General features: G+C 69.4%; 22 protein-coding genes. 14 read left to right on the top strand and 8 right to left on the bottom strand.

Annotated elements, in window-relative coordinates; genetic code table 11:
* Positions 1-254: 254 nt before the first annotated feature.
* The gene (locus BV908_RS09240) at positions 255-722 is read right to left on the bottom strand and encodes a nucleoside deaminase (RefSeq protein WP_015913504.1); all 468 of its coding nucleotides are present in this window, start codon (positions 720-722) and stop codon (positions 255-257) included.
* 215 nt (positions 723-937) lie between these two features.
* On the opposite strand from BV908_RS09240, the gene BV908_RS09235 reads away from it, so the two are divergent.
* From BV908_RS09235 to BV908_RS09210, 6 genes are all read left to right on the top strand, one after another.
* Positions 938-1,729, top strand: coding sequence for an SDR family oxidoreductase (locus BV908_RS09235; protein WP_011804965.1), 792 nt, complete (start codon positions 938-940; stop codon positions 1,727-1,729).
* A gap of 72 nt (positions 1,730-1,801) precedes the next feature.
* A complete protein-coding gene (locus tag BV908_RS09230; RefSeq protein WP_015913503.1) occupies positions 1,802-2,209 on the top strand; it encodes a PaaI family thioesterase in 408 nt (135 codons plus the stop codon).
* Positions 2,210-2,296: 87 nt separating this feature from the next.
* Positions 2,297-3,313 (top strand): NADP-dependent oxidoreductase, encoded by a 1,017-nt coding sequence (locus BV908_RS09225; protein WP_103737949.1) that lies wholly within the window; start codon positions 2,297-2,299, stop codon positions 3,311-3,313.
* Positions 3,310-3,774 (top strand): GNAT family N-acetyltransferase, encoded by a 465-nt coding sequence (locus BV908_RS09220; RefSeq protein ID WP_015913501.1) that lies wholly within the window; start codon positions 3,310-3,312, stop codon positions 3,772-3,774. Before BV908_RS09225 ends, BV908_RS09220 begins: the two co-directional genes overlap by 4 nt.
* Positions 3,775-3,820: 46 nt before the next feature.
* Positions 3,821-4,747, top strand: a complete 927-nt coding sequence (locus BV908_RS09215; protein WP_011804969.1) for a glutathione S-transferase family protein — start codon at positions 3,821-3,823, stop codon at positions 4,745-4,747.
* Positions 4,748-4,781: 34 nt separating this feature from the next.
* Positions 4,782-5,687 (top strand): SDR family oxidoreductase, encoded by a 906-nt coding sequence (locus BV908_RS09210; protein ID WP_011804970.1) that lies wholly within the window; start codon positions 4,782-4,784, stop codon positions 5,685-5,687.
* A 110-nt stretch (positions 5,688-5,797) separates the two neighbouring features.
* Here BV908_RS09210 and BV908_RS09205 read toward each other — a convergent pair whose 3' ends face one another.
* The gene (locus tag BV908_RS09205) at positions 5,798-6,436 is read right to left on the bottom strand and encodes a DUF1566 domain-containing protein (protein WP_088886549.1); all 639 of its coding nucleotides are present in this window, start codon (positions 6,434-6,436) and stop codon (positions 5,798-5,800) included.
* A 231-nt stretch (positions 6,437-6,667) separates the two neighbouring features.
* Between BV908_RS09205 and BV908_RS09200 the strand changes: the two genes are divergently transcribed.
* On the top strand, positions 6,668-7,906 hold the full coding sequence (locus BV908_RS09200) for a multidrug effflux MFS transporter (protein ID WP_103737948.1): 1,239 nt from the start codon (positions 6,668-6,670) through the stop codon (positions 7,904-7,906).
* Positions 7,903-9,309, top strand: a complete 1,407-nt coding sequence (locus BV908_RS09195) for an MFS transporter (protein ID WP_103737947.1) — start codon at positions 7,903-7,905, stop codon at positions 9,307-9,309. The genes BV908_RS09200 and BV908_RS09195 overlap by 4 nt, the downstream gene beginning before the upstream one ends.
* Before the next feature lie 154 nt (positions 9,310-9,463).
* Here the strand turns inward: BV908_RS09195 and BV908_RS09190 are convergent, their stop codons facing one another.
* From BV908_RS09190 to BV908_RS09180, 3 genes are read right to left on the bottom strand one after another with little or no spacing between them, the layout of a single operon-like run.
* Positions 9,464-10,561, bottom strand: a complete 1,098-nt coding sequence (locus BV908_RS09190) for a DUF72 domain-containing protein (RefSeq protein ID WP_103737946.1) — start codon at positions 10,559-10,561, stop codon at positions 9,464-9,466.
* A gap of 3 nt (positions 10,562-10,564) precedes the next feature.
* Positions 10,565-10,972, bottom strand: coding sequence for a hypothetical protein (locus tag BV908_RS09185; protein WP_103737945.1), 408 nt, complete (start codon positions 10,970-10,972; stop codon positions 10,565-10,567).
* Positions 10,969-12,453 (bottom strand): NYN domain-containing protein, encoded by a 1,485-nt coding sequence (locus BV908_RS09180; protein WP_103737944.1) that lies wholly within the window; start codon positions 12,451-12,453, stop codon positions 10,969-10,971. The genes BV908_RS09185 and BV908_RS09180 overlap by 4 nt, the downstream gene beginning before the upstream one ends.
* 90 nt (positions 12,454-12,543) lie before the next feature.
* Between BV908_RS09180 and BV908_RS09175 the strand changes: the two genes are divergently transcribed.
* The 3 genes from BV908_RS09175 (at position 12,544) to BV908_RS09165 (ending at position 17,011) form a co-directional block, all read left to right on the top strand.
* Entirely contained in the window at positions 12,544-14,940 is a 2,397-nt protein-coding gene (locus tag BV908_RS09175) for a Tex family protein (RefSeq protein WP_103737943.1), read from the top strand.
* A 72-nt stretch (positions 14,941-15,012) separates the two neighbouring features.
* A complete protein-coding gene (locus BV908_RS09170; RefSeq protein WP_047351366.1) occupies positions 15,013-15,837 on the top strand; it encodes an HDOD domain-containing protein in 825 nt (274 codons plus the stop codon).
* A gap of 28 nt (positions 15,838-15,865) precedes the next feature.
* On the top strand, positions 15,866-17,011 hold the full coding sequence (locus BV908_RS09165) for a phospholipase (RefSeq protein ID WP_103737942.1): 1,146 nt from the start codon (positions 15,866-15,868) through the stop codon (positions 17,009-17,011).
* A 30-nt stretch (positions 17,012-17,041) separates the two neighbouring features.
* Here BV908_RS09165 and BV908_RS09160 read toward each other — a convergent pair whose 3' ends face one another.
* Together BV908_RS09160 and BV908_RS09155 are read right to left on the bottom strand one after the other, a co-directional pair.
* The gene (locus BV908_RS09160; protein WP_103737941.1) at positions 17,042-18,493 is read right to left on the bottom strand and encodes a PAS domain-containing protein; all 1,452 of its coding nucleotides are present in this window, start codon (positions 18,491-18,493) and stop codon (positions 17,042-17,044) included.
* A gap of 104 nt (positions 18,494-18,597) precedes the next feature.
* Positions 18,598-19,734, bottom strand: a complete 1,137-nt coding sequence (locus BV908_RS09155; protein WP_103737940.1) for an iron-containing alcohol dehydrogenase — start codon at positions 19,732-19,734, stop codon at positions 18,598-18,600.
* Between the two features lie 62 nt (positions 19,735-19,796).
* Here BV908_RS09155 and BV908_RS09150 point away from each other — a divergent pair, with 62 nt between their 5' ends.
* The 3 genes from BV908_RS09150 to BV908_RS09140 all read left to right on the top strand — a co-directional run bounded on the left by BV908_RS09150 (position 19,797) and on the right by BV908_RS09140 (position 22,563).
* A complete protein-coding gene (locus BV908_RS09150) occupies positions 19,797-20,672 on the top strand; it encodes a fumarylacetoacetate hydrolase (protein WP_103737939.1) in 876 nt (291 codons plus the stop codon).
* Positions 20,673-20,751: 79 nt separating this feature from the next.
* Positions 20,752-21,678: an alpha/beta hydrolase gene (locus BV908_RS09145; protein ID WP_210434008.1), complete on the top strand. Its 927-nt coding sequence runs from the start codon at positions 20,752-20,754 to the stop codon at positions 21,676-21,678.
* Between the two features lie 21 nt (positions 21,679-21,699).
* On the top strand, positions 21,700-22,563 hold the full coding sequence (locus BV908_RS09140; RefSeq protein WP_103737937.1) for a YbgC/FadM family acyl-CoA thioesterase: 864 nt from the start codon (positions 21,700-21,702) through the stop codon (positions 22,561-22,563).
* Between the two features lie 213 nt (positions 22,564-22,776).
* On the opposite strand, the gene BV908_RS09130 is transcribed toward BV908_RS09140, so the two are convergent.
* Positions 22,777-23,695 (bottom strand): IS5-like element ISDisp1 family transposase (locus tag BV908_RS09130; protein ID WP_103737516.1); only part of this gene is annotated, 919 nt, incomplete at its 5' end.

Raw genomic sequence — 23,695 nt, 5'->3', positions numbered from 1 at the left:
GCGCGCCGGTGGCCGTGGCCGTGGCGCGCGCGCCCAGGCGCCGTAGCGCTGCGGGGGCCACAACCATGCCCCGCGCCCATCAGCGCCATGGGCCGCAGGGTGGGGCATGCAGGCGCCGAGAACCCCCATGCCGGCCCGGCGATCCCATGGCCGTGAGGAAGTGCCCCCGGTTCAGCGTGGCCAGCGCCACCGTCGCCAGGCATTCCAATACGCAGGGGCCGGCACCGGCTTCAGCGGCGCTGTGGTCGGGGGTGTCAGGGGCCGTCCGTGGGCCAGGGCGCGTCGCCGTAGAGCTGCTCCACGCCAATGCCCGTGGCCAGGCGTTGCAGCGGCAGGGGCGGCGGGTCCAGCGGCAGCCGCAGGCGCTGGTAGGCGCCTTCGCTGGACAGGCCGTAGGGCGCGGCGTCGCGGTTGTCGAAGGCGTAGAACACCCTGTCCGCGCCGGCCATGACCAGCGCCGCCAGGCACATGGGGCAGGGGTGGCCGCTGGCGTAGACCGTGCAGCCCGCCAGGCTGGGGTTCGCCCGCTGGCGTGTTGCGGCGCGCAGGGCCTGCATCTCGGCGTGGGTACTGGGGTCGTGGCTGTGCACGATGTCGTTCACGCCGGTGGCGATCACCTCGCCGCCGCGCGCGATCACCGCGCCGAAGGGCCGGCCCCCGCGGGCCCGGTTGTCATGGGCCAGGTGCACGGCCCGGCGCAGCAGGGCGGTATCGGTGGACATGGGAACTCCTGAAAAATGAGCGGCCCCCGCTTTCCCCGCGGGCTCCGCGCCCGGATTGTCCTTTGGACACAAAAACCTTGCCCGCGAATCACGCATGTGACATGTGCGGCGCGGGCCGCTCGCCACAATAGCCGCTCAAAATCCTGCCGCCGCGCCTCCGTTGCCCACTGTGGGCGATGGCACGGCGTACCACAGACTCTTGGGGAGACACCTTCATGGCCCGTACCGCGCAACAACTCTTCGACCTCTCGGGCAAGACTGCCCTCGTCACCGGCGGCTCGCGCGGCTTGGGGCTGCAGATGGCGCACGCACTGGGCGAGGCGGGCGCGCGCATCATGCTCAGCTCGCGCAAGGCCGAAGACCTGGAGCAGGCCGCCGCCGAGTTGCAGGCCGCCGGCATCGACGCGCGCTGGGTCGCCGCCGACTGCGCGCGCGAGGAAGACATCCACCGCCTGGCCAGCGAGACGCTGCAGCGCATGGGCGACGTGGACATCCTGATCAACAACGCCGGCGCGAGCTGGGGCGCGCCGGCCGAGGACCACCCCGTGGCCGCATGGGACAAGGTCATGAACCTGAACGTGCGCGGCTACTTCCTGCTATCGCAGGCGATCGGCAAGCACAGCATGATCCCGCGCAAGAGCGGCCGCATCATCAACGTGGCATCTATCGCGGGGCTGGCGGGCAACCCGATCGAGATGAAGACCATTGCCTACAACACCTCCAAGGGTGCGGTGATCAACTTCACGCGCGCCCTGGCCTGCGAGTGGGGCGTGCACGGCATCGGCGTGAACGCGATCTGCCCGGGTTTCTTCAAGACCAAGATGGCCACCGTGCTCATCGAGACGCTGGGCGAGGAAAAGATGGCCGCGCACGCGCCGCTGCGCCGCCTGGGCGACGACGAAGACCTCAAGGGCATCACGCTGCTGTACGCCAGCGAGGCGGGCAAGCACATCACCGGCCAGTGGCTGGCCGTGGACGGGGGCGTGAGCGCGGTCATCGGCGGCTGACGGCAAGGGCGAACCACCGCGCCAGGGGCACTATCCTTTCGGTCTTTTTTTACCTTGAGCAAGGAGCTTCCCGTGCTGGATTTTGGTGCCGACATTCCCTTCGTCAAAGAGCTGGGCTTCACCCTGCATCACATGCAAGGCGGAACGTCCGAACTGCACTTTGAGGCGCGGCCCGAGCACATGAATTCCTACGCCGTCACCCATGGCGGCGCCACCATGACGCTGCTGGACGTGACCCTGGCCACGGCCGCGCGCAGCGATACGCCGGACATGGGCGTGGTCACCATCGAGATGAAGACCAGCTTCATGCACCCGGCGCGCGGCCCGCTGGTGGCCAAGGGGCGGCTGCTGCACCGCACGCGCTCGCTGGCCTTCGTCGAAGGGGCGGTGTACGACGCCGAAGGGCGCGTTTGCAGCCATGCCACGGGCACTTTCAAATACGTGCCCAAGGCCGTGCCCGGCGGCGTGTCCACCGACTGAGTTTTAAATGAAAAGTGGCTCTAGCGCTTATGTATAAAGCGCCAGAAGCTATTGAAATAATAGCAAAATTTAACCTGGAGATTTCGCATGCCACGCAACCAACAGATCCTCCTCGACAACCGCCCTCAGGGTGAAGCCACGGTGGACAACTTCCGCCTGGTCACCACCGATACGCCTGCACTGCAGGACGGCCAGGTGCTGGTGCGCCACCATTACCTGAGCCTGGACCCCTACATGCGCGGGCGCATGAACGACAGCAAGAGCTACGCCGCCAGCCAGCCGCTGGGCGAGGTGATGATCGGCGGGACGGTGGGCGAGGTCGTCGAGAGCCGCCACCCGGCCTATGCCGTGGGCGACAAGGTGGTCGGCATGGGCGGCTGGCAAGAGTACAGCGTGGCCGACGGCAACGCGCCCGGCATGCTGCGCAAGGTGGATACCACCCATGTGCCGCTGTCCTACTACCTGGGCGCCGTAGGCATGCCGGGCGTGACAGCGTGGTACGGGCTGGTGAAGATCATCGACCCCCAGCCGGGACAGACCCTGGTGGTCAGCGCCGCTTCGGGGGCGGTGGGCAGCGCCTTCGGCGCGCTGGCCAAGGCGCGCGGCTGCCGCGTGGTGGGTATCGCTGGCGGGCCTGACAAGTGCCGTTATGTGACCGACGAGCTGGGCTTTGACGCCTGCATCGACCACCGTGCGAACGGCGATTTGAAGAGCATGGCCCGCGCGCTCAAGGAAGCCTGCCCGGACGGCATCGACGGCTACTTCGAGAACGTGGGCGGCTACATCCTGGACGCCGTGCTGCTGCGCGCCAACGCGTTCGCCCGCGTGGCCATGTGCGGCATGATCGCCGGCTACGACGGCCAGCCGCTGCCGCTGCAGAACCCCGCGCTCATTCTCATCAACCGCATGAGGGTCGAGGGCTTCATCGTCAGCGAACACATGGAGGTGTGGCCCGAGGCGCTCAAGGAACTGGGAGGCCTCGTCGCGCAAGGCAAGCTGCGCCCGCGCGAGACCATCGCCCAGGGCCTGGCCGCGGCGCCCGAGGCGTTCCTGGGCCTGCTCAAGGGCAAGAACTTCGGCAAGCAACTGGTGAAGCTGGTTTGACGGTGCAGTGGAGCTGGGCGCGGTTTGACGACCTGGGCGTGCACGCGCTGCACGATGCGCTGGCCCTGCGCTGCCGGGTGTTCATCCTGGAGCAGGGCCCCTACCAGGACCCGGACGGTGCGGACAAGCACGCCTGGCACCTGCTGGGCCGCGCGCAGCCGCAGGGGCCGCTGCTGGCCACGCTGCGCGTGGTGGACCCCGGCGTGAACTACGCCGAGCCCTCGATCGGCCGCGTGGTCTGCGCGCCCGAGGCGCGCGGCAGCGGCCTGGGCCGCGCGCTGGTGGCTGAAGGGCTGGCGCAGTGCCAGCGGGTATGGCCGGGGCGCCCGGTGCGCATCAGCGCGCAGGCGCACCTGCAGCGCTTGTATGGCAGCCTGGGCTTTGCTACGGTGTCCGATCCCTATCTGGAAGACGACATCCCGCATGTCGAGATGCTGTGGAGCCCGCCGCCACAGGCCTGAAAGGGCGCAAGGCAGGGGCCGTCTTTCGCACCGCACCGGAGAGCGCATGACCGAACTCATCCTGCACCACTATCCCGCCTCGCCGTTCGCACACAAGGTGCGCTGCGTGCTCGGCTTCAAGCAACTGGCGTGGAAGTCGGTGATCGTGCCCAGCGTCATGCCCAAACCCGACGTGGTGGCACTCACCGGCGGCTACCGGCGCACGCCCTTCCTGCAGATCGGGGCTGACATCTATTGCGACACGGCGCTGATCTGCGATGTGCTGGAGCATCTGCAGCCCGAGCCCGTGCTGTACCCGCCGCACCTCAAAGGCGTCTCGCGCGTGTTCGCGCAGTGGGCGGACATGGTGCTGTTCGGGGCCGCCATGGCTTACTGCCTGCAGCCGCGCGGCGCACAGGCGCTGTTCGCCGGCCTGCCCGATGGTGCGGCCGAGGCCTTTCGCAACGACCGCCGCGCCATGGGCACGGCGCGCACCCACCCGGCGGACGCCACGGCGGCCTACCGCTCGTACCTGCGGCGCATCGCCAACATGGTGGAAGAGCACGACTTTCTCTTCGGCGCCGAGCCCTGCGTGGCCGACTTTGCCGCGTACCACCCGCTGTGGTTCACGCGCGAATGCGTGCCGGTGATGGCCGACATTCTCTCGGCCACGCCGGCGGTGCTGGAGTGGATGGATCGCATGGCCGCGCAGGGCCAGGGCCGTGCGGAGAAGTTCAGCGCCCAGGACGCCGTCACCGTTGCCGCAGGCGCGCTACCCCAGCCGCTGCCCGCCGAGGCCTTCCAGGACGAGCATGGCATCCCCCTGGGCAGCCGCGTGACGATCACCGCCGAGAGCTTTGGGCCCGAGCCCACCGAAGGCACGCTGATCGCTGCCACGCGCACGCGCTACACGCTGGCGCGCACCGATCCGCGCGCGGGCGACGTGCATGTGCACTTCCCACGCGTGGGCTATGTGCTGCGCCGCGCCGCATGAGATTTCCATTCATAGACCGCAGGAGACACACAGCATGATCGACAACTTCGCCGGCAAGACCGCCGTGCTCACGGGGGCGGGCTCGGGCTTTGGCCTGGAGTGCGCCCGCATCGGCGCGCGCCTGGGCATGAACCTGGTCCTGGTGGACGTGCAGCAGGACGCGCTGGAGCGCGCCGCCGTGGAGCTGGCCGCCGCTGGCGCCCCCGTGCTGGCGCGCCGGGTGGACGTGTCCAACGCCGCGCAGATGGAGCAGCTGGCACAGGACGTGGTGCAGCACTTCGGCGCGCCGCACCTGGTGTTCAACAACGCGGGCGTGGGATCGGGCGGGCTGGTGTGGGAGAACTCGGCCCGCGACTGGGAATGGGTGCTGGGCGTGAACCTCATGGGCGTGGTGCACGGCGTGCGCCTGTTCACCCCGCTGATGCTGCAGGCCGCCAAGGACGACCCTGCCTGGCGCGGGCACATCGTCAACACCGCCAGCATGGCCGGCCTGCTGGCCCCGCCCAACATGGGCATCTACAACGTCAGCAAGCACGCCGTGGTGGCACTGAGCGAGACGCTGTACCAGGACCTGGCGCTGGTCACCGACCAGGTGGGCGCCAGCGTGCTGTGTCCGTATTTCGTGCCCACGGGCATCAGCCAGAGCGAGCGCAACCGCCCGCAGGTGCTGGCGGACGAGCGGCCCACCAAGAGCCAGCTCATCGGCCAGGCCATGATCGGCAAGGCCGTCACCAGCGGCAAGGTGACGGCCGCCGAGGTGGCGCAGAAGGTCTTCGACGCCGTGGCGGCGGGGCAGTTCTACATCTACAGCCACCCGCAGGCGCTGGGGGCCGTGCGCACGCGCATGGAAGACGTGGTGCAGGCACGCAACCCCACCGACCCGTTCGCGGACAAACCCGAGCTGGGGGCGCAACTGCGGGCGGCGTTGCGCGCGCAGTGACCGGCTTTTGAATTGAAATGGCTTCTGGCGCTTGCTGGATAAGTGCTAGCAGCTATTGAAAATGTAGCGTTTGCGCGTCCACCCAGGTGCAGGGTGCGCAGAGCGTCCGCTCAGGGCGCCGGGCGCACCAGCCGTATGGGCAGGCGCGTGCTGCGGCCCACGTCGCCGCGGGCCTCGCCGCTGGTCATGTCCACGGCCCAGCCCTGCTGCACCGACAGGCTGCTCTCGCCCGCGCCGCCGCGCGCCACATTGCCGTAGGCGTAGGGGTTCACGCTGAGGGTGTTGACGCTGGCGGTGCCGGTCCAGTGCCATTCCAGGGGCGCATTGGGAAAGAGTTGGGGGTCGACCGAGGGCGGCTGCGCGTTGCGGTTGACCAGGCGGCGCAGCTCGGGCACGCGCGGCAGGCGCCAGCGCACGCCCTCGTCCTTCCAGCGCTGGCGCACCAGCGCCTGGGCCTCGCCGTAGGTGTAGCGCAGGGCCACGCCGGTGCAGGTGGCGCCTGTCCATTGCATGCCCTGCGCGCAGCGCGGCCAGGCCAGCCGCGCCTGCGTATCGATCACCAGCGCGCCGTCGGGCGACGGCACCAGCACCGGCTGGGCGGGCGCGACCGGAACGGGCGGGGCGTCGTCGGCCTCGTCCTCACGGTCCGCGGCGGCGAGGGCGGGCGCGGCCAGGAGCAGGGCGCCAGCGCACAGGGCCAGGGTGGCGGCCCAGCCGCGCAGGGCGGGGGCGATCGGGGGCAGGGGCATGCGGTGTCTCCGGGCGAGGCAGTACAGGACGGCAGGAACAGTGCGGCCGAGCCGCGCACGCGATTGTCGGGCGGCGGCAAGGCCAGGCAACCCGTGAACAGCGGGCAGGAAGGGCGGCTTTTGCGACCATCGAACGCACGCGGGTGCCGGCCGCGGCGCTGCATGGGAGGCGATGTGGGCCTTCGCGCAGCGCGCCAGCACGATCCGGCCAGTGTGGCGACAATCGCCCGAATGCCCTTTTCCCCGTTCTTCCGCATGGCCCTGATCCTGGGCCTGCTCTCCGCCATCGGCCCATTTGCCATCGACATGTACCTGCCGGCGCTGCCGGCCATCGGCTCGGCGCTGCGGGCCGATGTGGGGGCGGTGCAGTGGAGCCTGACGGCCTTCTTCCTCGCACTGGGCGTGGGCCAGTTGGTCTACGGCCCGGTGTCCGACATGGTCGGGCGCAGGCCGCCGCTGTTCTTCGGGCTGGGCCTGTTCACGCTGGCCAGCGTGGGCTGCGCGCTGGCGACCGACGTGCACACGCTGGTGCTGCTGCGCTTTGTGCAGGGGCTGGGCGCGGCGGCGGGCATGGTGATTCCGCGCGCGGTGGTGCGCGACCTGCACACGGGCACCGAGGCGGCCCGGCTCATGTCGCTGCTGATGCTGGTGTTCAGCGTGTCGCCCTTGTTGGCGCCATTGGTGGGCAGCGGCGTGATCGCGCTGGCCGGCTGGCGCGGCGTGTTCTGGGTGGTGGCGGTGGCGGCGCTGGCCGGGCTGGTGTTGGTCCAGCGGGCGCTGCACGAGACACGGCCCGCCGGCCAGCGGGTGCGCAGCTCCGTGGGCAGCGCGGCCGCGGCCTACACGACGCTGCTGCGCGACTGGCACTACCTGGGGCTGGTGGGCATCGGCGGCTGCTCCATGGCGGGTTTCTTCGTTTACCTGGCGGGCTCGCCTTTCGTGCTGATCAACCACTACGGGTTGTCGCCCGTGCAGTACAGCGTGGCGTTTTCGGTCAACGCGGCGGCCTTCTTCGCCAGCGCGCAGCTCACGGCGCGGCTGGGGCGGCGCTACGGCATGGCGCCGGTGGTGAAGGCGGCCGCCAGCGGCGCGGGCGCGGTCATGCTGGCCCTGCTGGCGCATTACCTGCTGGGCGGCGACCGGCTGGCCGTGCTGCTGGTGCTGTACTTCGTCGCCAGCGCGCTGATGGGGCTGGTGATCCCCACCACCTCCGTGCTGGCGCTGGAGGAGCACGGCACCATTGCGGGGACGGCGTCCGCCCTCATGGGCACGCTGCAGATGCTGATCGGCACCCTCGCCATGGCGGCGGTGGGCCTGTTTGCCAGCGACGCGCCCCTGCCCATGGTGGTGGGCATGGCCACGGGGGCGCTGACGGGGGTGGCGCTGACCTGGATCACGCTGGGGCCGGCGGGCGCGCAGCGCATCGCGCACGGCGCCGCGAAAGACATCGCCCCGGAGCGCCGGCCATGAGCGGCTTACCCGTGGGTGCGCCGCCCCTGGCCGACGGCCTGCCGCAGCCCGCACGCCGCCAGGCGATGCTGGTCATCGTTCTCGGGCTCACGCTGGCGGTGCTCGACAGCAGCATCGTCAACCTGGCGCTGCCCGACATCGCACGCCAGTTGCAGTCGGGCGCGGCGCAGAGCGTGTGGGTGGTCAACGCCTACCAGCTCGCCACGCTGGTCGTGCTGCTGCCGCTGGCCGCCCTGGGCGAGCGCGTGGGCTACCGGCGCGTGTACTTGGTGGGCATGGCGCTGTTCGCGCTGGCGTCGGTGGGCGCCATGCTGGCGGCCAGCATGCCCGCCTTGATTGCCGCGCGGGCGTTGCAGGGCCTGGGCGCCGCGGGCGTGATGGCCGTGAACGCGGCGCTGGTGCGCCTGATCTACCCGCGCGCGCAGCTAGGCCACGGCATGGCCATCAATTCGCTGGTGGTGGCCACCGCGTCCATGGCGGGGCCGTCGGTGGCGGCGGCCATCCTGTCGGTGGCGTCGTGGCCCTGGCTGTTTGCCATGAACCTGCCCTTGGGCGTCGGAGTCTGGTGGCTGGGGCGGCGCGCGCTGCCGGTCAATCCTCCATCCGCCAACCGTGCGCCGCGCTTTTCCGCCATCGACGTGCTACTCAACGGCGCCATGTTCACGCTGCTGTTCCTCGGCGGGGAGCAACTGGGCGTGCGCAGCGCGGCGCAGGGCGGCAGCGCGGCCACGGGTGCGATCCTGCTGGCCGTGGGTGTGGCCGTGGGGGCGGTGTTCCTGTGGCGCCAGCGCGGCCTGGCGGCGCCGCTGTTTCCGGTGGACCTGCTGCGCATTCCGGTGTTCGCCCTGTCGATGGGCTCGTCCGTGGGGGCGTTCTGCGCGCAGATGCTGGGCTTTCTGTCGCTGCCCTTCCTGCTGTTGGAGGCGCAGGGCCGCACCCACCTGGAGGCCGGGCTGCTCATCACGGCCTGGCCCCTGGCCACCGCCGTGGTGGCGCCGCTGGCGGGCCGGTTGATTGGCCGCTACCCGGACGGCCTGCTCGGCGGCATTGGCATGGCGGTGTTTGCTGCCGGACTGGTCTCGCTGGGCCTGATGCCCGCGCAGCCCGCGGACTGGAACGTGGCCTGGCGCATGGCGCTGTGCGGTGCCGGCTTTGCGCTGTTCCAGTCGCCCAACAACCACACCATCGTCACCTCGGCCCCGCTGCACCGCAGCGGCGCGGCCAGCGGCATGCTGGGCACCGCGCGCCTGACGGGCCAGACACTGGGCGCCGTGTCGCTCGCGGCCATCTTCGCCCTGCGGCCGGGGCACGATGGAAGCGCGGAGTCGCTGGCACTGCTGGTGGCAGGGGCGTGCGCGGTCGTGGCGGGGGTGTGCAGCTCGCTGCGGGTGAGGCAGCGGTAACAGAGGCAGAGCCGTGGCGCTTGTGCGCCCCATGGGGGCGGTGTTCTTGGCCTCCTTTTGGCGCAAGAAGAACGTCGTGCGGGTGCGGCAGTCCGTGATCGTCAGATCGTCAGATCGTCAGAAAAGATAGCTGCCAGCGCATGCCAGACAAGCGTTAGAGCTGTTTTTGATCATAAAGAACCACCTGTTCCGCCAGCCGCTGCACTGTCAGCGGCGCACAGCCTTCCGCGTGGTTGCTGATGGTCACGAAGGCGTTTTGGCCCCGTCCGCAGATGCCCGCCACCGTGCGCGCCAGCAGCGCCAGGTTGTCGGGATCGGGGTCGTGAATGCGGTCGTAGGGCGCGTAGCCCTTTTCAGCGGCTTCATACCCCTGCGGGCCGTGCACGGGGTTCAGGTTCCACCGGCAGACCAGTGGGCCGGGCCAGAGCAGGCGCAGCAGCGGTAGTTGCTCGGCCAGGGGCGGCAGGCGCGCGTGCAGGCCCAGGCAGTAGGTGGCACCGCTGCTGCGCAGTACGTCGGCGAAGTGGTGCAGGTGCGCGGGCGCCAGCCATTCGGGGTCGCGCACCTCGACGGCCAGCACGGCGTCGGGCGCCGTGGGGCATAGCGCCGGTTGGGCCTGCAAGAGCGTGCGCAGTCGCTCCAACACCTCGCGCAGGCGGTCCAGCAGGTTCCAGGGCAGCGGGCTTAGCTGGAACACCAGCGCGCCGGTGCGCTGGCCCAGCCCCTCCAGTGCGGGCGCCACGAACTCCTGGGCGGCCAACTGCGCATCCAGGAAGGCCGGGTTGGGCTCGCGTCCACGGCCGTCCTCGCTGCGCACCAGCGCGTCGGTGACCAGGCTGGGCGCCTTGACCACAAAGCGGAAGTCCGCCGGCACCTGGGCCGCGTAGCGCGCATAGTCGCTGGCCGTGAGCGGGCGGTAGAAGCTCCGGTCGATGCTCACGGTGCGCATCAGCGGATGCTGGGCCAGCACGGGCAGGCCTTTGCGGGCCAGCAGCTGTTCGGAATGCGCCCCCTCCCACACCAGGCCCTGCCAGCCAGGGTAGCTCCAGGAGGATGTGCCCAGGCGCAGCGTGGGCGGCAGCCGGTTGGCGAGTGCGCGCAGATCGTCGCCCCAGGCGGCGGGATGCACACCGGTGCGGCGGGTGGGCGACTTTTCCCGTGGGCGGGCGGGGGTGTCTTCCGGTGGTCGTGGCGGTGCTGAGGGCGATGCTGAGGGCGATGGCGGCGCACCGCCAAACAGATCGTCCTGCATGGATCACAGGCCCTCGAACAGGCCGCCCGCGTTGAGCAGGGCGTAGACGATCTCGGGGTGCCGGTCCATGCTTTTCTTGATGGCCGCAGGGATGGCCTGGCGCGTCTTGCGGCACAGGCCCGGCTGCTCCTGGACCAGCACGGTGATGCCACGCAGGCTGCGCACCTCGTTGGGGCTGGTGCCGATGGTCAGGCGCACGCCGAGCTGCTCGAACAGGCGCTGCTCCATGTGGCGCAGGTCGGCCAGGCTGGTGAGGCTCTCCAGGCGCTGCACGAGGCGATTTTCCTCCTCGCGCGTGAGGCGCAGGATGCGCACATCACCGCCGGGCGTGCGCATCAGCGTGTCGCGCTCGCACACGCAGGCGCCGGGCGGGCATTCGGTGCGGAGGGGGAAGGGCGGGGCGGGAGTCACTGCGGTGGTGCGCCACGCGTGGCCCAGTCACGCAATTGCTCTTTCTGTGCGTCGCCCAGGGTCAGCTGCTCGGTCTGGCACAGATCGAGAATGCTGTTCACGAACCGTGTGCCCAGCGCATGCGCATCATTAGTGTGTTCTCCGAACATGTGGCCTCCGAGCAAGATGCCCTTGAGCACGAAGCTCACTGTGCTGCGGTTGATGGGCAGTCCAGCATCTCGGCAGCGGTCGCGCACACGCTTGCCGGTTTCGGTGAGGGAAAAGGGGTGGTGGGTGGCGTCGGCGGCAATCTGGGCCAGCAGGGCCTGGAAGGCGGGCGGTGGCAGAAGCGGCATGCCGGTGGCGGCGTTGACCTGCCTCAGCAGTGGCAATAGATCGCCATCGCGGCCCCACTCCACCAGCCCATTGTTCTGGTGTTGCGGGTGCAGAACGTGGCCGCCGCCATTGGTCCAGTCGACACGCAATGGTGCCAGCGAGAGCGCCTCCAGCAGCTTGCGAAACGATCCCTTGCCGCACCAGTCGGATGCAGCCACTCCATACTGGTCGATGATCGCCTGGGCCAGCCGCCCGCAGGGCACGGGCGCCTTCGCCTTGACCACTTCGGCGCGCACCAGTTGGGCGATGGCGGCCAGGGTGTTTTGGTCCGGGACGGGTAGGGCGCCCGTGGGTACAGAAGGGGTGTGGCGTGCGGGGTCGAGCACCACGCCTGATTCCCAGTCCACAACGAGTGGGGCCAGGCGCAGTGAATCCACCAGCTTACGAAAACTGCCCAGCCCAGCCCAGGTAACAGCATCCAGCCCGACCACTTGGATTGGCGCCTTGCTGGCCAGCCATGGCAGGGCGACAGGCCTGTCCGAATGGGCCACGGACTGGCTGATGAAACGGGCCGCAGCCTGGATGAGGCTGGCCTGCGATGGAGCGGGTGACATGGGTGGCGCTGATACGGCGGCGGGTGTTTCGGTCTCCTCGCGGCGCAGCGCTTCGCGCAAAAAGGCATCTTGATCGATCAGCAGGTCAGCACTGGCCTGGTATGCCGCCGAGGGAAATCCGATTGCCAGCACAGTCGTGCGCCTGTCCCAGCGGCGCAGCTTGCGCAGCACGGGCGTGAAGTCGGCGTCCGCTGACAGCACGATGAACTCGTCGTAGTGCACCTGGTGCTGCAGCAGATCCACGATATCCAGCACCATGTGGATGTCGGTGCTGGTCTTGCCGCCGCTGGTCATTGCGGGGCAGTCGATGATCTCAAAGCCGGCGCGGTTGAACGCGGGGCGAAAACGTTGGTACACCTGCGGGTTCAAGTAGCAGCGGCGCACCAGCAGGCGCCGCGCGCCTGCTGTTGCGTGTGGTGGAGGCTCTAGCGATTGGGCAATCCAGTGCATCCATGACTGTGGTTGGGAGGCGAAATGGTCGGCCGCTATGGGATCCAGCCGGCGCAGGCCGGAGAAAACATTGTCGAAATCGACGAACAGGGCGCTTTTCATGCGTGGGACAACGAGTTGGACGCGGCCATTTTGGCCCATGGCCCTGTGGCAAACTGCGCGCTTCGTGTTTTGACCCGTCTCAGAAGGCACATGCAGCAGATCGTTCGGCAGTTGGCCGCAGAAATCAAAGTCACCGAATCCCAGGTCCGCGCAGCGGTGGAGCTGCTCGATGGCGGGGCCACCGTGCCCTTCATCGCACGCTACCGCAAGGAGGTGACCGGCGGCCTGGACGATGTGCAACTGCGCGAGCTCGAAGCGCGCCTGGCCTACCTGCGCGAACTGGAAGACCGCCGCGTGGCCGTGTTGAAAAGCATCGACGAGCAGGGCAAGCTGACCGACGCATTGCGCGCTGCCATTGCTGCTGCTCCAACGAAGCAGGAGTTGGAAGACATCTACCTGCCGTTCAAGCAAAAGCGCCGCACCAAGGGCCAGATTGCCCGCGAGTTCGGCATCGAGCCCCTGGCCGACAAGCTGCTGGCCGACCCCACGCTGGACCCGCACGCCGAGGCCCAGGCCTTCTGCCAGCCCGCCACCACGCTCGATGACGGCAAGCCGGGGCCCGACTTCTCGACCACCTTCGCCGTGCTCGACGGCGTGCGCGACATCCTGTCCGAGCGCTGGGCTGAGGACGCCGTGCTGGTGCAGTCGCTGCGCGAATGGCTGTGGGCCGAGGGGCTCTTGCGCAGCAAGAAGGTGGAGGGCAAGAACGAGAACGACCCCGAGGTGGCCAAGTTCCGTGACTACTTCGACTACGACGAACCGATTGGCCGCGTGCCCTCGCACCGCGCGCTGGCGGTGTTCCGCGGCCGCGCGCTGGAGATTCTGGAGGCCAAGCTGGTGCTGCCTGAGCCGCAGGTGAATTCCACGTTCAAGCCCGAGCCGGGCCAGCCCAGCCTCGCCGAGGGCAAGATCGCCCTGCACCTGGGCTGGAGCCACCAGGGCCGCAAGAGCGACGACCTGCTGCGCAAGTGCGTGGCCTGGACCTGGCGCGTGAAGCTCAGCCTCTCCACCGAGCGCGACCTGTTCTCGCGCCTGCGCGAGGAGGCCGAGAAGGTCGCCATCAAGGTGTTTGCCGACAACCTGCGCGACCTGCTGCTGGCCGCGCCCGCCGGCCCGCGCGCCGTGATGGGGCTGGACCCGGGCATCCGCACCGGCGTGAAGGTGGCCGTGGTGGACCGCACCGGCAAGCTGGTGGAGACCGCCACCGTCTACCCGCACGAGCCGCGCCGCGACTGGGACGGCAGCCTGGCCACGCTGGGCCGCCTGTGCATGAAGCACGGCGTGCAGCTCATCGCCATCGGCAACGGCACCGCCAGCCGCGAAACCGACAAGCTGGCGGCCGAGCTGATCAAATTAATGCAAAAACAGGCCGTAGACCAGGCGGGGCAAGCGCTGCCAGCTATTGAAAAGATAGTGGTGAGCGAGGCCGGCGCCTCGGTGTATTCCGCCAGCGAGTACGCCAGCCAGGAAATGCCCGACGTGGACGTGAGCCTGCGCGGCGCCGCCAGCATTGCGCGCCGCCTGCAGGACCCGCTGGCCGAGCTGGTGAAGATCGAGCCCAAGAGCATCGGCGTGGGCCAGTACCAGCACGACGTGAACCAGAGCGAGCTGGCGCGCACGCTGGACGCGGTGGTCGAGGACTGCGTGAACTCCGTGGGCGTCGACCTGAACACCGCCAGCGCGCCGCTGCTGGCGCGCGTGTCGGGCCTGTCGGGCAGCGTGGCCAAGGCCGTGGTGCGCTGGCGCGAGCAGCACGGCGCCTTCAGGAACCGCAAGCAGCTCATGGAAGTCAGCGGCCTGGGCGCCAAGACCTTCGAGCAGGCGGCGGGCTTCTTGCGCATCCGCGATGGCGACAACCCGCTGGACATGACCGGCGTGCACCCCGAGACCTACCCCGTGGTCGAGCAGATCATGGAAAAGACCGGTAAGCCGGTGGCCGAGCTCATGGGCCGCGCCGAGATGCTCAAGACGCTCAAGCCCGAGCTGTTCGCCAACGAGAAGTTCGGCGTGATCACCGTACGCGACATCCTGGGCGAGCTGGAAAAGCCCGGCCGCGACCCGCGCCCCGACTTCAAGGTGGCGCGCTTCAACGAGGGCGTGGAAGACATTGCCGACCTGCGCGAGGGCATGGTGCTGGAGGGCACGGTGAGCAACGTGGCCCAGTTCGGCGCCTTCGTGGACCTGGGCGTGCACCAGGACGGGCTGGTGCATGTGAGCCAGCTCAGCCACAAGTTCGTTCAGGATGCGCGCGAGGTGGTCAAGACCGGCGACATCGTCAAAGTGAAGGTGCTGGAGGTGGATGCGGCGCGCAAGCGCATCAGCCTCAGCATGAAGCTGGACGCCGCACCCGCGCGCCGCGACGGCCCGCGCGACAACCGCTTCGAAGGCGCGGGCCGCGGCTACGCCGCGCCGCGCCGCGCGGCCGAGCCGGCGCAGCCCTCGGCCATGGCCTCGGCCTTCGCCAAGCTGCAGCAGGGCAAGCGCTGAAGCGCTGCCCGTAAACAACCGTAAGAGTTGCATGGATAATGGCCCGACTTTCCTGTCTGGGCGATCCGATCCATGGAGTTGAACGCACTGCTGGAGCAGCCCATCACGCTGCCCAGCCTGCCACGCGCGGTGGCGCTGCTGATGAACGAGCTGAGCGCGGTCGAGCCCAACCTGCGGCGCCTGAACCAGCTCTTCGGCACCGACCCTGCACTGGCCGCACGCCTGCTGGAAGAGGCGAACACGCCTCCATTCGCCGCGCAGCGCCAGATCGGCGGTATTCCTGAGGCGCTGGCGCTCCTGGGTGTGTCCCAACTGCGCGCGCTGGTGGCGTCCGCGCCGCTGGGGACCACGTCGCGCTCGGTGCCGGGTATGAACCTGCAGCACTTCTGGCGCTACAGCCTGCACACGGCCAAAGTGGCACGCGCGCTCGCCGGGCTGGTGCACCACAACCAGATCGCCGCCTACACGGCCGGCCTGCTGCACGGGGTGGGCGAGCTGGCCATGCACCTGGCCGACGCGGGCCGCATGCAGACCCTCAACAGCCTGGTGGGCCCGCTGGACCTGCGCCGCGCCCGGCTGGAGCAGCACCTGTGCGGCTACTGCTACGCCCATGTGAGCGCAGGGCTGGCCTGGCGCTGGCAGTTGCCCGAGACCGTGGTGGACGCGCTGCGCCACCACCATGCGCCGTTCGACAACGATGTGTACGAGCCGCTGGCGGGCGTGCTGCACCTGGCTGCGTGGCGCGCCCGCGCGCGCGAGGCAGGGCTGGATGCGCGCGAGCTGGCGGGGTCTTTCCCCGGCGAAGTCGGTATCGCGCTGGGGTTGGACATCGACATGGTGCTGCAGCAGGACCCGATTGACTGGAAGGTCCGCCCCGACGCGGGCGATTACGTGTGAGCCGGCGCATGCGTGGGGCGGGGGCGTGATGAAGGCGCTGTGCATCCATGCCGGTCCGCAGGCGCTGCAGCACATCGGGCGCCATGGCCTGGCGCCGAGCGACGTGGCCGTGATTCCCGCGGCCGCGGGCGGCCCGAAGGGACTCATCCTCGGCCCGCTGGACCGGTTTGTTTTTGGTGAATGGCTGCCGCAGTCGGCGCAGCCGGTGGACCTGATAGGTGCGTCGATCGGCGCGTGGCGCATGGCCACGGCTTGCCTGGACCACAGCCTGGCCGCCTTCGTGCGCCTGGAGCACGACTACATCCACCAGGAGTACGAGCTGCCCCCCGGCGCGCGCCGCCCGACGGCGGACGCGGTGAGCGCGCAGTTCGGGCAGAACCTGCAGGCCTTTTTTGGCGGCCGTGTGGACACGGTGCTGGGCCATGCGCGCTACCGGTTGCACATCGTCGCCGCGCGCGGGCGCCACCTGCTGGCGCGCGAGCACCGCTGGGGCACGCCGCTGGGCTACCTGGGCGCTTTCGCCAGTAATGCGCTGCACCGCCGCGCGCTGGCGCTGTGGCTGGACCGCGTGGTGTTCTCCACCGCTGCGCCGGGCGCACTGCCGTTTGACGTGCGCGACTTCCGCACCCACCAGGTGGCCTTGACCGCGCAGAACTTCATGCCCGCGCTGCAGGCCAGTTGCTCCATTCCCTTCGTGCTGCGCGCCGTGCACGACATCGCCGGCGCACCGCGCGGCGCCTACTGGGATGGGGGCATCACCGACTACCACCTGCACCTGCGTTATCAGGCGCCAATTGCTATTAAAAATATAGCTGATACCGCTTTACCCGCGGGTGTTGCAGGCCAAAACGGCTTGGAAAGTGCACCGGGGATCGTGCTGTACCCGCACTTCCAGCACCGCGTGGTACCCGGCTGGCTGGACAAGGGGTTGCCCTGGCGCCACCGCGCCACGCCGGCGCTGGACCGCATGGTGTTGCTGTCGCCCCATCCCGACTGGGTGCGCAGCCTGCCCGGCGGCAAACTGCCGGACCGCACCGATTTCACCCGCTACGGCACCGATACGGCCGCGCGCGCCCGTGCCTGGAGCACCGCGACGGCGGCGGCGCAGCAGCTGGCGGACGAGTGGGCGCAGTGGCTGCGGCGGCCCGATCCCGCTCGCGTCCAGCCGCTGTGAGCGTGTCCGCCGCGGCGTGCCGCGGCAACGTCACCGGGGGCGAAAGACCAGTACGTGGCCCGCGGCGGTGCCGTCGGGCGCGTGCACGGCCGCCACGGAGTAGTCCACCGTGCGCGGCGCACCCGAATGGCAGGCGAGGATCGCGGTGGCCGCGGCGCCCGCGCCGTGCGCAGCATGCCCCTGCGTTCCCGAGGCGGCGAGCACGGAGTGCGGTGGCTCCAGGCGAAAGACCTCATCGACGTGGCGGCCGACCGTCTGCCCCTGCGCGAGCCCGATGACCCGCTGGGCCGCGCCGTTGATCGTGCGCACGAGGCCCTGCGCGTCGATGGTGATGACGCCATCGGCCACGGCGTCCAGCGCGGCCTCCGCACACGCACGGTCGGCGCGCTCTGCCTGCAGTGCCTGGGTGTGCTCCGTCATGTCCACCAGCACGCCGATGGTGCCGGCGGGTACGCCGTCGGGCGCGGTGAAGGTGGCGTGGTAGCAGGCCATCTCGTGCGGCACGCCCTGCAAGGGGCGGACGGTGGCCTGCCATCCCGAGGGCCGGTCGGACAGCCGCTGGGCCAGGACGATGGAGGAGTCCACGCCGTCGGCCCAGAGCTGGTCCAGCGTGCCCGCGACGGTGGAAGGGCGGGAGGCATTGAGCAGTTCGCGCCAGGCTTTGTTGGTCTCCAGGTGCGCGCCATCCGCGCCCAGCACGAACAAAGGCAGGGGCAGGGCGTTCACCAGCTGGCGGCGAAAGTGCAGCTGCTCGTTCTGCTGCCGCTGGGTTTCCTGCAGGGACAGCACCAAGGACTGGACCTTGCCCGCCATGTCGTTGAAGGTGTCGGCGATCTCGCGCGCCTCCAGCGTGCCCGTGCGGCGTATGCGCGCGTCCAGGTGGCCTTGCTTGAAGCGCTCCGCCGCGTGCCGCATGCGGTCCAGCATGCGGTCGTTCGCGCGCAGGATCAGGGTCAGCAGGAGCAGGATGGTGAAGATGTTCAGCGCCGTGATGCGCAACTGCGTGGCCATGGCGCTCCAGGCGCGGTCCACGTAGTGCTGGGGCCACAGCGCCAGCGCCAGCTGCCCCGTGCGGCCGTCCGCCAGCCGGTGCGCCACCGTGTGGCGCGGGGTGGGCAGGTCCAGCAGCTGCACGAACCACGGCGGCGCCTTGGTGGGCGGCATGGCGTTGCGCAGGTCGACGGCCGGGAGGGAGGGCAGTTCCCAGCGGATGGACTGGACCGGTGCGTCCGCGACCTGCGCGGCCTGGCGCAGGCGCTCCTGCGCTGCGGCATTGCCGGCAGGCTCGTCCAGCACCTGTAGCACGGCGTACGAGGCTGCCTGCAGCTCCGCGCGCATGCGCAGCTGCGCCTCCTCACGCTCGGCGCCCACCAGCGCGTGGTAGCGCACCAGCGTGACCGCCACCATGATCAGCACAATGGGAACGTACAGGCGCGGGTAGGTGCCTTGCGTCAGCCATTTGGAAAGCGGGTGTGTGCGCATGCGGTACGCGGCCCCGCCGAACGGGCGGAATGCGTGTTAATAAATGTTAAGCGCACCAGTGTAGCGAGGCCGCCGGGCGCCTGCTCGGCGGACGCTGCCGCGGGTCAGAGCGACTGGACCAGCATCTCCCGGTAGTCGTCCGGCGTGGCCAGGCGGGGATTGGTCTTGTGGCAGTGGTCGGCCAGGGCGCCCTTGATCACGTCGTCGAACACCGCCTCGGTCACGCCCATGGCCGCCAGGCCCGTGGGCAGGCCCAGGCGTGCGCTCATGTCGCGGATGGCATCGGGGATGTCGCTGGCAGAGGCCAGGCCCATGGCATGGGCCATGCGCTCCAGGCGGCGCTCCTTGCGCACCGATTCGGCTTGCGCGTTGAAACGCACCACGGCGGGCAGGAACACGGCGTTCAGCGTGCCGTGGTGCAGGCGCGGGTTCAGCCCGCCCAGGCTGTGGCTCAGGGAGTGCACGCAGCCCAGGCCCTTCTGGAAAGCCATGGCGCCCTGCATGCTGGCGCTCATCATGGCCAGGCGCGCGTCGCGGTCCTGGCCGTCGCGCGTGGCGGTCTCGATATGGTGCCAGCCGCGCTCCAGACCATCGAGCGCAATACCGTCCGCCGGCGGGTTGAACGCGGCAGACATAAAGGTCTCCATGCAGTGCGCGATGGCGTCCATGCCCGTGGCGGCCGTCAGCAGGGGCGGCAGGCCCAGTGTGAGGCCGGGGTCGCAGATGGCGGCCTTGGGCACCAGGTGCCAGGAGTGAAAGCCCAGCTTGCGGTGGTCATCCACGATGATGATGGCGCCGCGCGCCACCTCGCTGCCCGTGCCGCTGGTGGTGGGCACGGCGATCAGCGGCGCGGCGCGCTCGGTGATGCGCGGCGAGCCCCCCTCGATGGTGGCGTAGTGCGTGAGCGGGCCGTCGTGCGTGGCGGCGATGGCAATGCCCTTGGCGCAGTCGATGGCGCTGCCACCGCCCACGGCGATCAGGCCGTCGCAGCCCTGGGCCTTGTAGATTTCCACGGCCGCGCGCACGGCCGCCTCGGTGGGGTTGGAGGGCGTCTGGTCGAACACGGCGACGTTCAGGCCGGGCAGGGCGTCCAGCGCCTGCTGCAGCACGCCGGCGGCCTTCACGCCGGGGTCGGTGACCACCAGGGGGCGGGTGATGCCGATGCGCTCGCATTCTGCTTTGAGCAGGCGCACGGCGCCGAATTCGAACTGGATCTGGGTGACGTAGTAGATGAAAGCCATGGTGTGCGAAAGAGAGGGAGTGCCAGTAGGATCGCCCGACACACTACAACCAGGAGACACGCATGACCATGAAGCAAACCCTCATCGCCCTGGGCGCGGGGGTCGCCTTGGCGACCGGCCTGGGCGCCCAGGCCGAGTGCCTCAGCGACGCTGCGGTGGGGGCGATGGCCTCGCACTACGCCGCCAAGACCCCCGCGCCCAACTTCCCGGCACTGTCAGACGCCGACGGCGCCTGCACCCGCGCCAAGTTCAATGCGCTGCTGGGCGCCCGCCTGGGCAAGGTGGTGGGCTACAAGGCCGGCCTCACCAACCCCGCGGTGCAAAAGCGCTTCAACACCGACAAGCCGGTGTGGGGCAAGCTGTACGAGGGTATGGTGCGCCCCGGCGGCAGCACCGTGCCCGCCGCGTTTGGGGCGCGCCCGCTGTACGAGGCCGACCTGCTGGTACGCGTGAAGGATGCGGCCATCAACCACGCGCGTACGCCCGAGGAGGTGCTGCAGCACATCGACCAGGTGATCCCCTTCATCGAGCTGCCCGACCTGGTGGTGCAGGCGCCGCCCCAGCTCAACGGCGCCGGCGTGGGCGCGATCAACGTGGGCGCGCGCCTGGGCATCGCCGGGCAGCCTATCGCCGTGCCGGCGACGCGCGGCGAGCGCTATGCGCTGCTGGACGCGCTGGAGCGCATGACCGTGCAGCTCACGGACCATTCCGGCGCGCTGCTCGCCAGCGGCAAGGGCAGCGATATCCTCGGGCATCCGCTCAACGCCGTGGTCTGGCTGGCCCAGGCGCTGCAGCAGGAGGAGATCACGCTGCAGCCCGGCGACCTGGTGAGCCTGGGGTCGTTTTCTCCGCTGCTGCCCCCGCGCGCCGGCCTGAGCGTCACGGCAACCTATCTGGGCCTGCCCGGCGCGCAGCCGGTGCAGGTGCACTTCCAATAACCCAAGGACTTTTCCGTTGACGACGCCCGGTTCCGCTTCCCATGTGCCTTCCCCCCACCACGCGCGGCTCACGCCGCAGATGCGCAACGTCATCGACGGCATGGCGCGCGCCGGGCGCCCCCCACTGCACACCCTGAGCCCTGCACAGGCCCGCGCTGCCTATGAACTGGGTGCCGGGGTGCTGGAGCTGCCCAAGGCGGCCTTGCCGCGCGTGGAAGACCTACGCATCCCCGCACGCGACAGCACCCCGCTGCCCGCGCGCCTGTATGCACCCACGGCCTCTGACGCGCAGGCGCTGCCGTTGCTGCTGTACCTGCACGGTGGCGGCTTCACCATCGGCAGCATTGCCACCCACGACGTGCTGTGCCGCGAGTTGGCGCGGCTGGCCGGCTGCATGGTGGTGTCGCTGGAATACCGGCTCGCGCCCGAGCATCCGTTCCCCACGGCCAGCGACGATGCGTGGGACGCGCTGGCCTGGCTGGCGCAGCACGCCACCACGCTGGGCGCCGACCCGTCGCGCCTGGCGGTGGGCGGCGACAGCGCAGGCGGCACGTTGGCCGCGGTGTGCGCTCTTCAGGCGCGCGATGCCGGGCTGCCCCTGGCGCTGCAGTTGCTCATCTACCCCGGCACCACGGCGCACCAGGACACGCCCTCGCACACCGAGTTCGCGCACGGCCTGGTGCTCGAACGCGCGGCCATTGGCTGGTTTTTCGACCAGTACATCCCCAGCCGCGCCGAGCGCGAGGACTGGCGCTTCGCCCCCTTGCTCGCGCCCGACGCCGAGGGCGTGGCGCCGGCCTGGATCGGTCTGGCCGAGTACGACCCGCTGGTGGACGAGGGCGTGGAGTACGCGGACAAGCTGCGTGCCGCGGGCGTGCCGGTGCAGCTCGAGATCTACCGCGGCGTGACGCACGAATTCATCAAGATGGGCCGCGCCCTTCCCGAGGCGCGCCAGGCCCATGCCGATGCTGCCGCCGCGCTGCGCAGCGCCTTTCAACTCGACTGATCCCTTCGACGGAAACACGCCATGCAACGCTCTGACTTTCGCTGTTTTCACCGCCTGCGCGTGCGCTGGTCAGAGGTGGACATCCAGAAGATCGTCTTCAATGCCCACTACCTCACCTACGCTGATTGCGCCATGACCGAATACTGGCGCGCGCTGGCGTTGCCGTACGAAACCGGCATGCAGGCGCTGGGCGGCGAGGTGTACCTCAAGAAAGCCAGCGTCGAGTACCACGCCTCGGCCCGGCTCGACGACCTGCTGGACGTGGGCATGCGCTGCGCGCGCGTGGGCACCACGTCGCTGGTGTTCGAGGCCAGCATGTTCGCTGGCGATCGGCTGCTGGTGACCGTGGAACTGGTCTATGTGTTTGCCGACCCCGCTACGCAGACCAAGCGCGCGGTGCCGCCCGCGCTGCGCGCGATGATCGAGCACTTCGAGGCCGGCGGCGAGATGGTGGAGCTGCGCATGGGCGACTGGGCCACGCTGGGGCGCGACGCCACGGCGCTGCGCACGGCGGTGTTCGTGCAGGAGCAGGGGATTGCGCCCGAGATCGAGCTGGACGCGCTGGACGCCACCGCCGTGCACGCCGTCGCCTACAACCGCCTGGGTCTGCCCGTGGCGACGGGCCGACTGCTGCAGGATGCGCCGGGCGAGGCGCGCATTGGCCGCATGGCAGTGGACCGCGTGTTGCGCGGCCAGCGTTGGGGCCGCATGGTGCTGGACGCATTGGTGCAGGCGGCGCGCGCGCGCGGCGACGCGCAGGTCACGCTGCATGCCCAGTGCAGCGCCGAGGCGTTCTACCGCCGCGCAGGTTTTGAGGCCGTAGGCCAACCGTATGAGGAGGCGGGCATTGCCCACATCACCATGCGGCGCAGTCTGCAGGGCTGACTGCTTCTTTATTGATAGCTGCTAGCGCTTGTCAAATAAGCGCTAGCGCCTGTTTTTGCTTAACAGGCCGTTGAAAAAGTGCTTTTCGAACGCATCAGGGACGCTGAGTGCGAAGACACGAGCTGCCCAGACGCGTCTGCGCAGCGATTGCAACGGCCCATCTGGCCGGTTTGCAGGCCCTCCCGCCCATTTCGGGCGCACGTATCCCTGGGCTCACGCATGATGCGCGTCCCACCAGCCGCCGATGCTGCCCATTCGCACAAGGTTGTAGGTGGCAAAGCACAGCAGCGCCTGGCCCGTGAGCTTGGCCTGACCGATCAGCTTGGTCTTTGCCAGACCACCGACGGTCTTGATCCAGCCAAAGGCCTCTTCGATGCGCTTGCGCACCTTCAGGCTGGTCTTGTAGCCCTCGTGCCGTGTCACTCGCGCATCCACCGCCGAGTGTTTGTCCTTGGCCGCCACGTGGGGCGTGACTTTGAGCTTTCTGCAGCCTTTGATGAAGGCCTTGCTGTCGTAGCCCTTGTCGGCACCGACCGTGGCCCGTTTGTTCCTGTTGCCCCGACGCTCCAACATGGCCAGCGCCGCCTCGCGCTCGGCCGTGCCGCTGGCGTGGGTGATCTCGACATCCACGATCAGCCCGTTGCGGTTCTCCATGAGGATGTGCCCCATGTGGCACAGGCGGGATTTGTCGCCCTGGCTCTTCTTGAACAGCCGGGCATCGGCGTCCGTGGTGCTCTCGTGGGTGTCGTTGCAGCGCTCCTGCCCCTTGAAGTCCACCTCGGGGTTGCGCCCAGGCGGCGTGCCGCTGTCGTCGTCTTTGCGCTTGAAGCTCTTGTGCGAGGCCCAGGCGTCAATGAGCGTGCCGTCCACGCTGAAGTGCTCGTCGCTGGCGAGCTTGCCCCACTGGGCACTGAGCTTGACGCGCTCGAAGAAGGCGCGGGCGAGGTCTTCGTTGAACAGACGTTCGCGGTTGGCGCTGAAAGTGGAGTGGTCCCAGACCTTGTCTTCGATGTTCAGGCCCACGAACCAGCGGTACAGCAGGTTGTAGTTGATCGCTTCGACCAACTGGCGCTCGCTGCGGATGGAGAACAGGATCTGCAGCAGCAAGGCCTTGAGCAGCATCTCCGGTGGC

The organism is Diaphorobacter sp. LR2014-1 (assembly GCF_002916785.1).
In the GTDB taxonomy this organism is placed as follows: Bacteria; Pseudomonadota; Gammaproteobacteria; order Burkholderiales; family Burkholderiaceae_C; genus Diaphorobacter; species Diaphorobacter nitroreducens.
This window is presented reverse-complemented; position numbering and strand designations above follow the sequence as displayed.

Coding starts and splice junctions, on each gene's coding strand:
- BV908_RS09190 (WP_103737946.1), bottom strand. CDS start 10,561: ATGCAGGACGATCTGTTTGGCGGTGCGCCGCCATCGCCCTCAGCATCG.
- BV908_RS09180 (WP_103737944.1), bottom strand. CDS start 12,453: ATGAAAAGCGCCCTGTTCGTCGATTTCGACAATGTTTTCTCCGGCCTG.
- BV908_RS09235 (WP_011804965.1), top strand. CDS start 938: ATGGCCCGTACCGCGCAACAACTCTTCGACCTCTCGGGCAAGACTGCC.
- BV908_RS09175 (WP_103737943.1), top strand. CDS start 12,544: ATGCAGCAGATCGTTCGGCAGTTGGCCGCAGAAATCAAAGTCACCGAA.
- BV908_RS09200 (WP_103737948.1), top strand. CDS start 6,668: ATGCCCTTTTCCCCGTTCTTCCGCATGGCCCTGATCCTGGGCCTGCTC.
- BV908_RS09165 (WP_103737942.1), top strand. CDS start 15,866: ATGAAGGCGCTGTGCATCCATGCCGGTCCGCAGGCGCTGCAGCACATC.
- BV908_RS09240 (WP_015913504.1), bottom strand. CDS start 722: ATGTCCACCGATACCGCCCTGCTGCGCCGGGCCGTGCACCTGGCCCAT.
- BV908_RS09215 (WP_011804969.1), top strand. CDS start 3,821: ATGACCGAACTCATCCTGCACCACTATCCCGCCTCGCCGTTCGCACAC.
- BV908_RS09195 (WP_103737947.1), top strand. CDS start 7,903: ATGAGCGGCTTACCCGTGGGTGCGCCGCCCCTGGCCGACGGCCTGCCG.
- BV908_RS09140 (WP_103737937.1), top strand. CDS start 21,700: ATGCAACGCTCTGACTTTCGCTGTTTTCACCGCCTGCGCGTGCGCTGG.
- BV908_RS09145 (WP_210434008.1), top strand. CDS start 20,752: ATGCGCAACGTCATCGACGGCATGGCGCGCGCCGGGCGCCCCCCACTG.
- BV908_RS09170 (WP_047351366.1), top strand. CDS start 15,013: ATGGAGTTGAACGCACTGCTGGAGCAGCCCATCACGCTGCCCAGCCTG.
- BV908_RS09205 (WP_088886549.1), bottom strand. CDS start 6,436: ATGCCCCTGCCCCCGATCGCCCCCGCCCTGCGCGGCTGGGCCGCCACC.
- BV908_RS09210 (WP_011804970.1), top strand. CDS start 4,782: ATGATCGACAACTTCGCCGGCAAGACCGCCGTGCTCACGGGGGCGGGC.
- BV908_RS09155 (WP_103737940.1), bottom strand. CDS start 19,734: ATGGCTTTCATCTACTACGTCACCCAGATCCAGTTCGAATTCGGCGCC.
- BV908_RS09225 (WP_103737949.1), top strand. CDS start 2,297: ATGCCACGCAACCAACAGATCCTCCTCGACAACCGCCCTCAGGGTGAA.
- BV908_RS09160 (WP_103737941.1), bottom strand. CDS start 18,493: ATGCGCACACACCCGCTTTCCAAATGGCTGACGCAAGGCACCTACCCG.
- BV908_RS09150 (WP_103737939.1), top strand. CDS start 19,797: ATGACCATGAAGCAAACCCTCATCGCCCTGGGCGCGGGGGTCGCCTTG.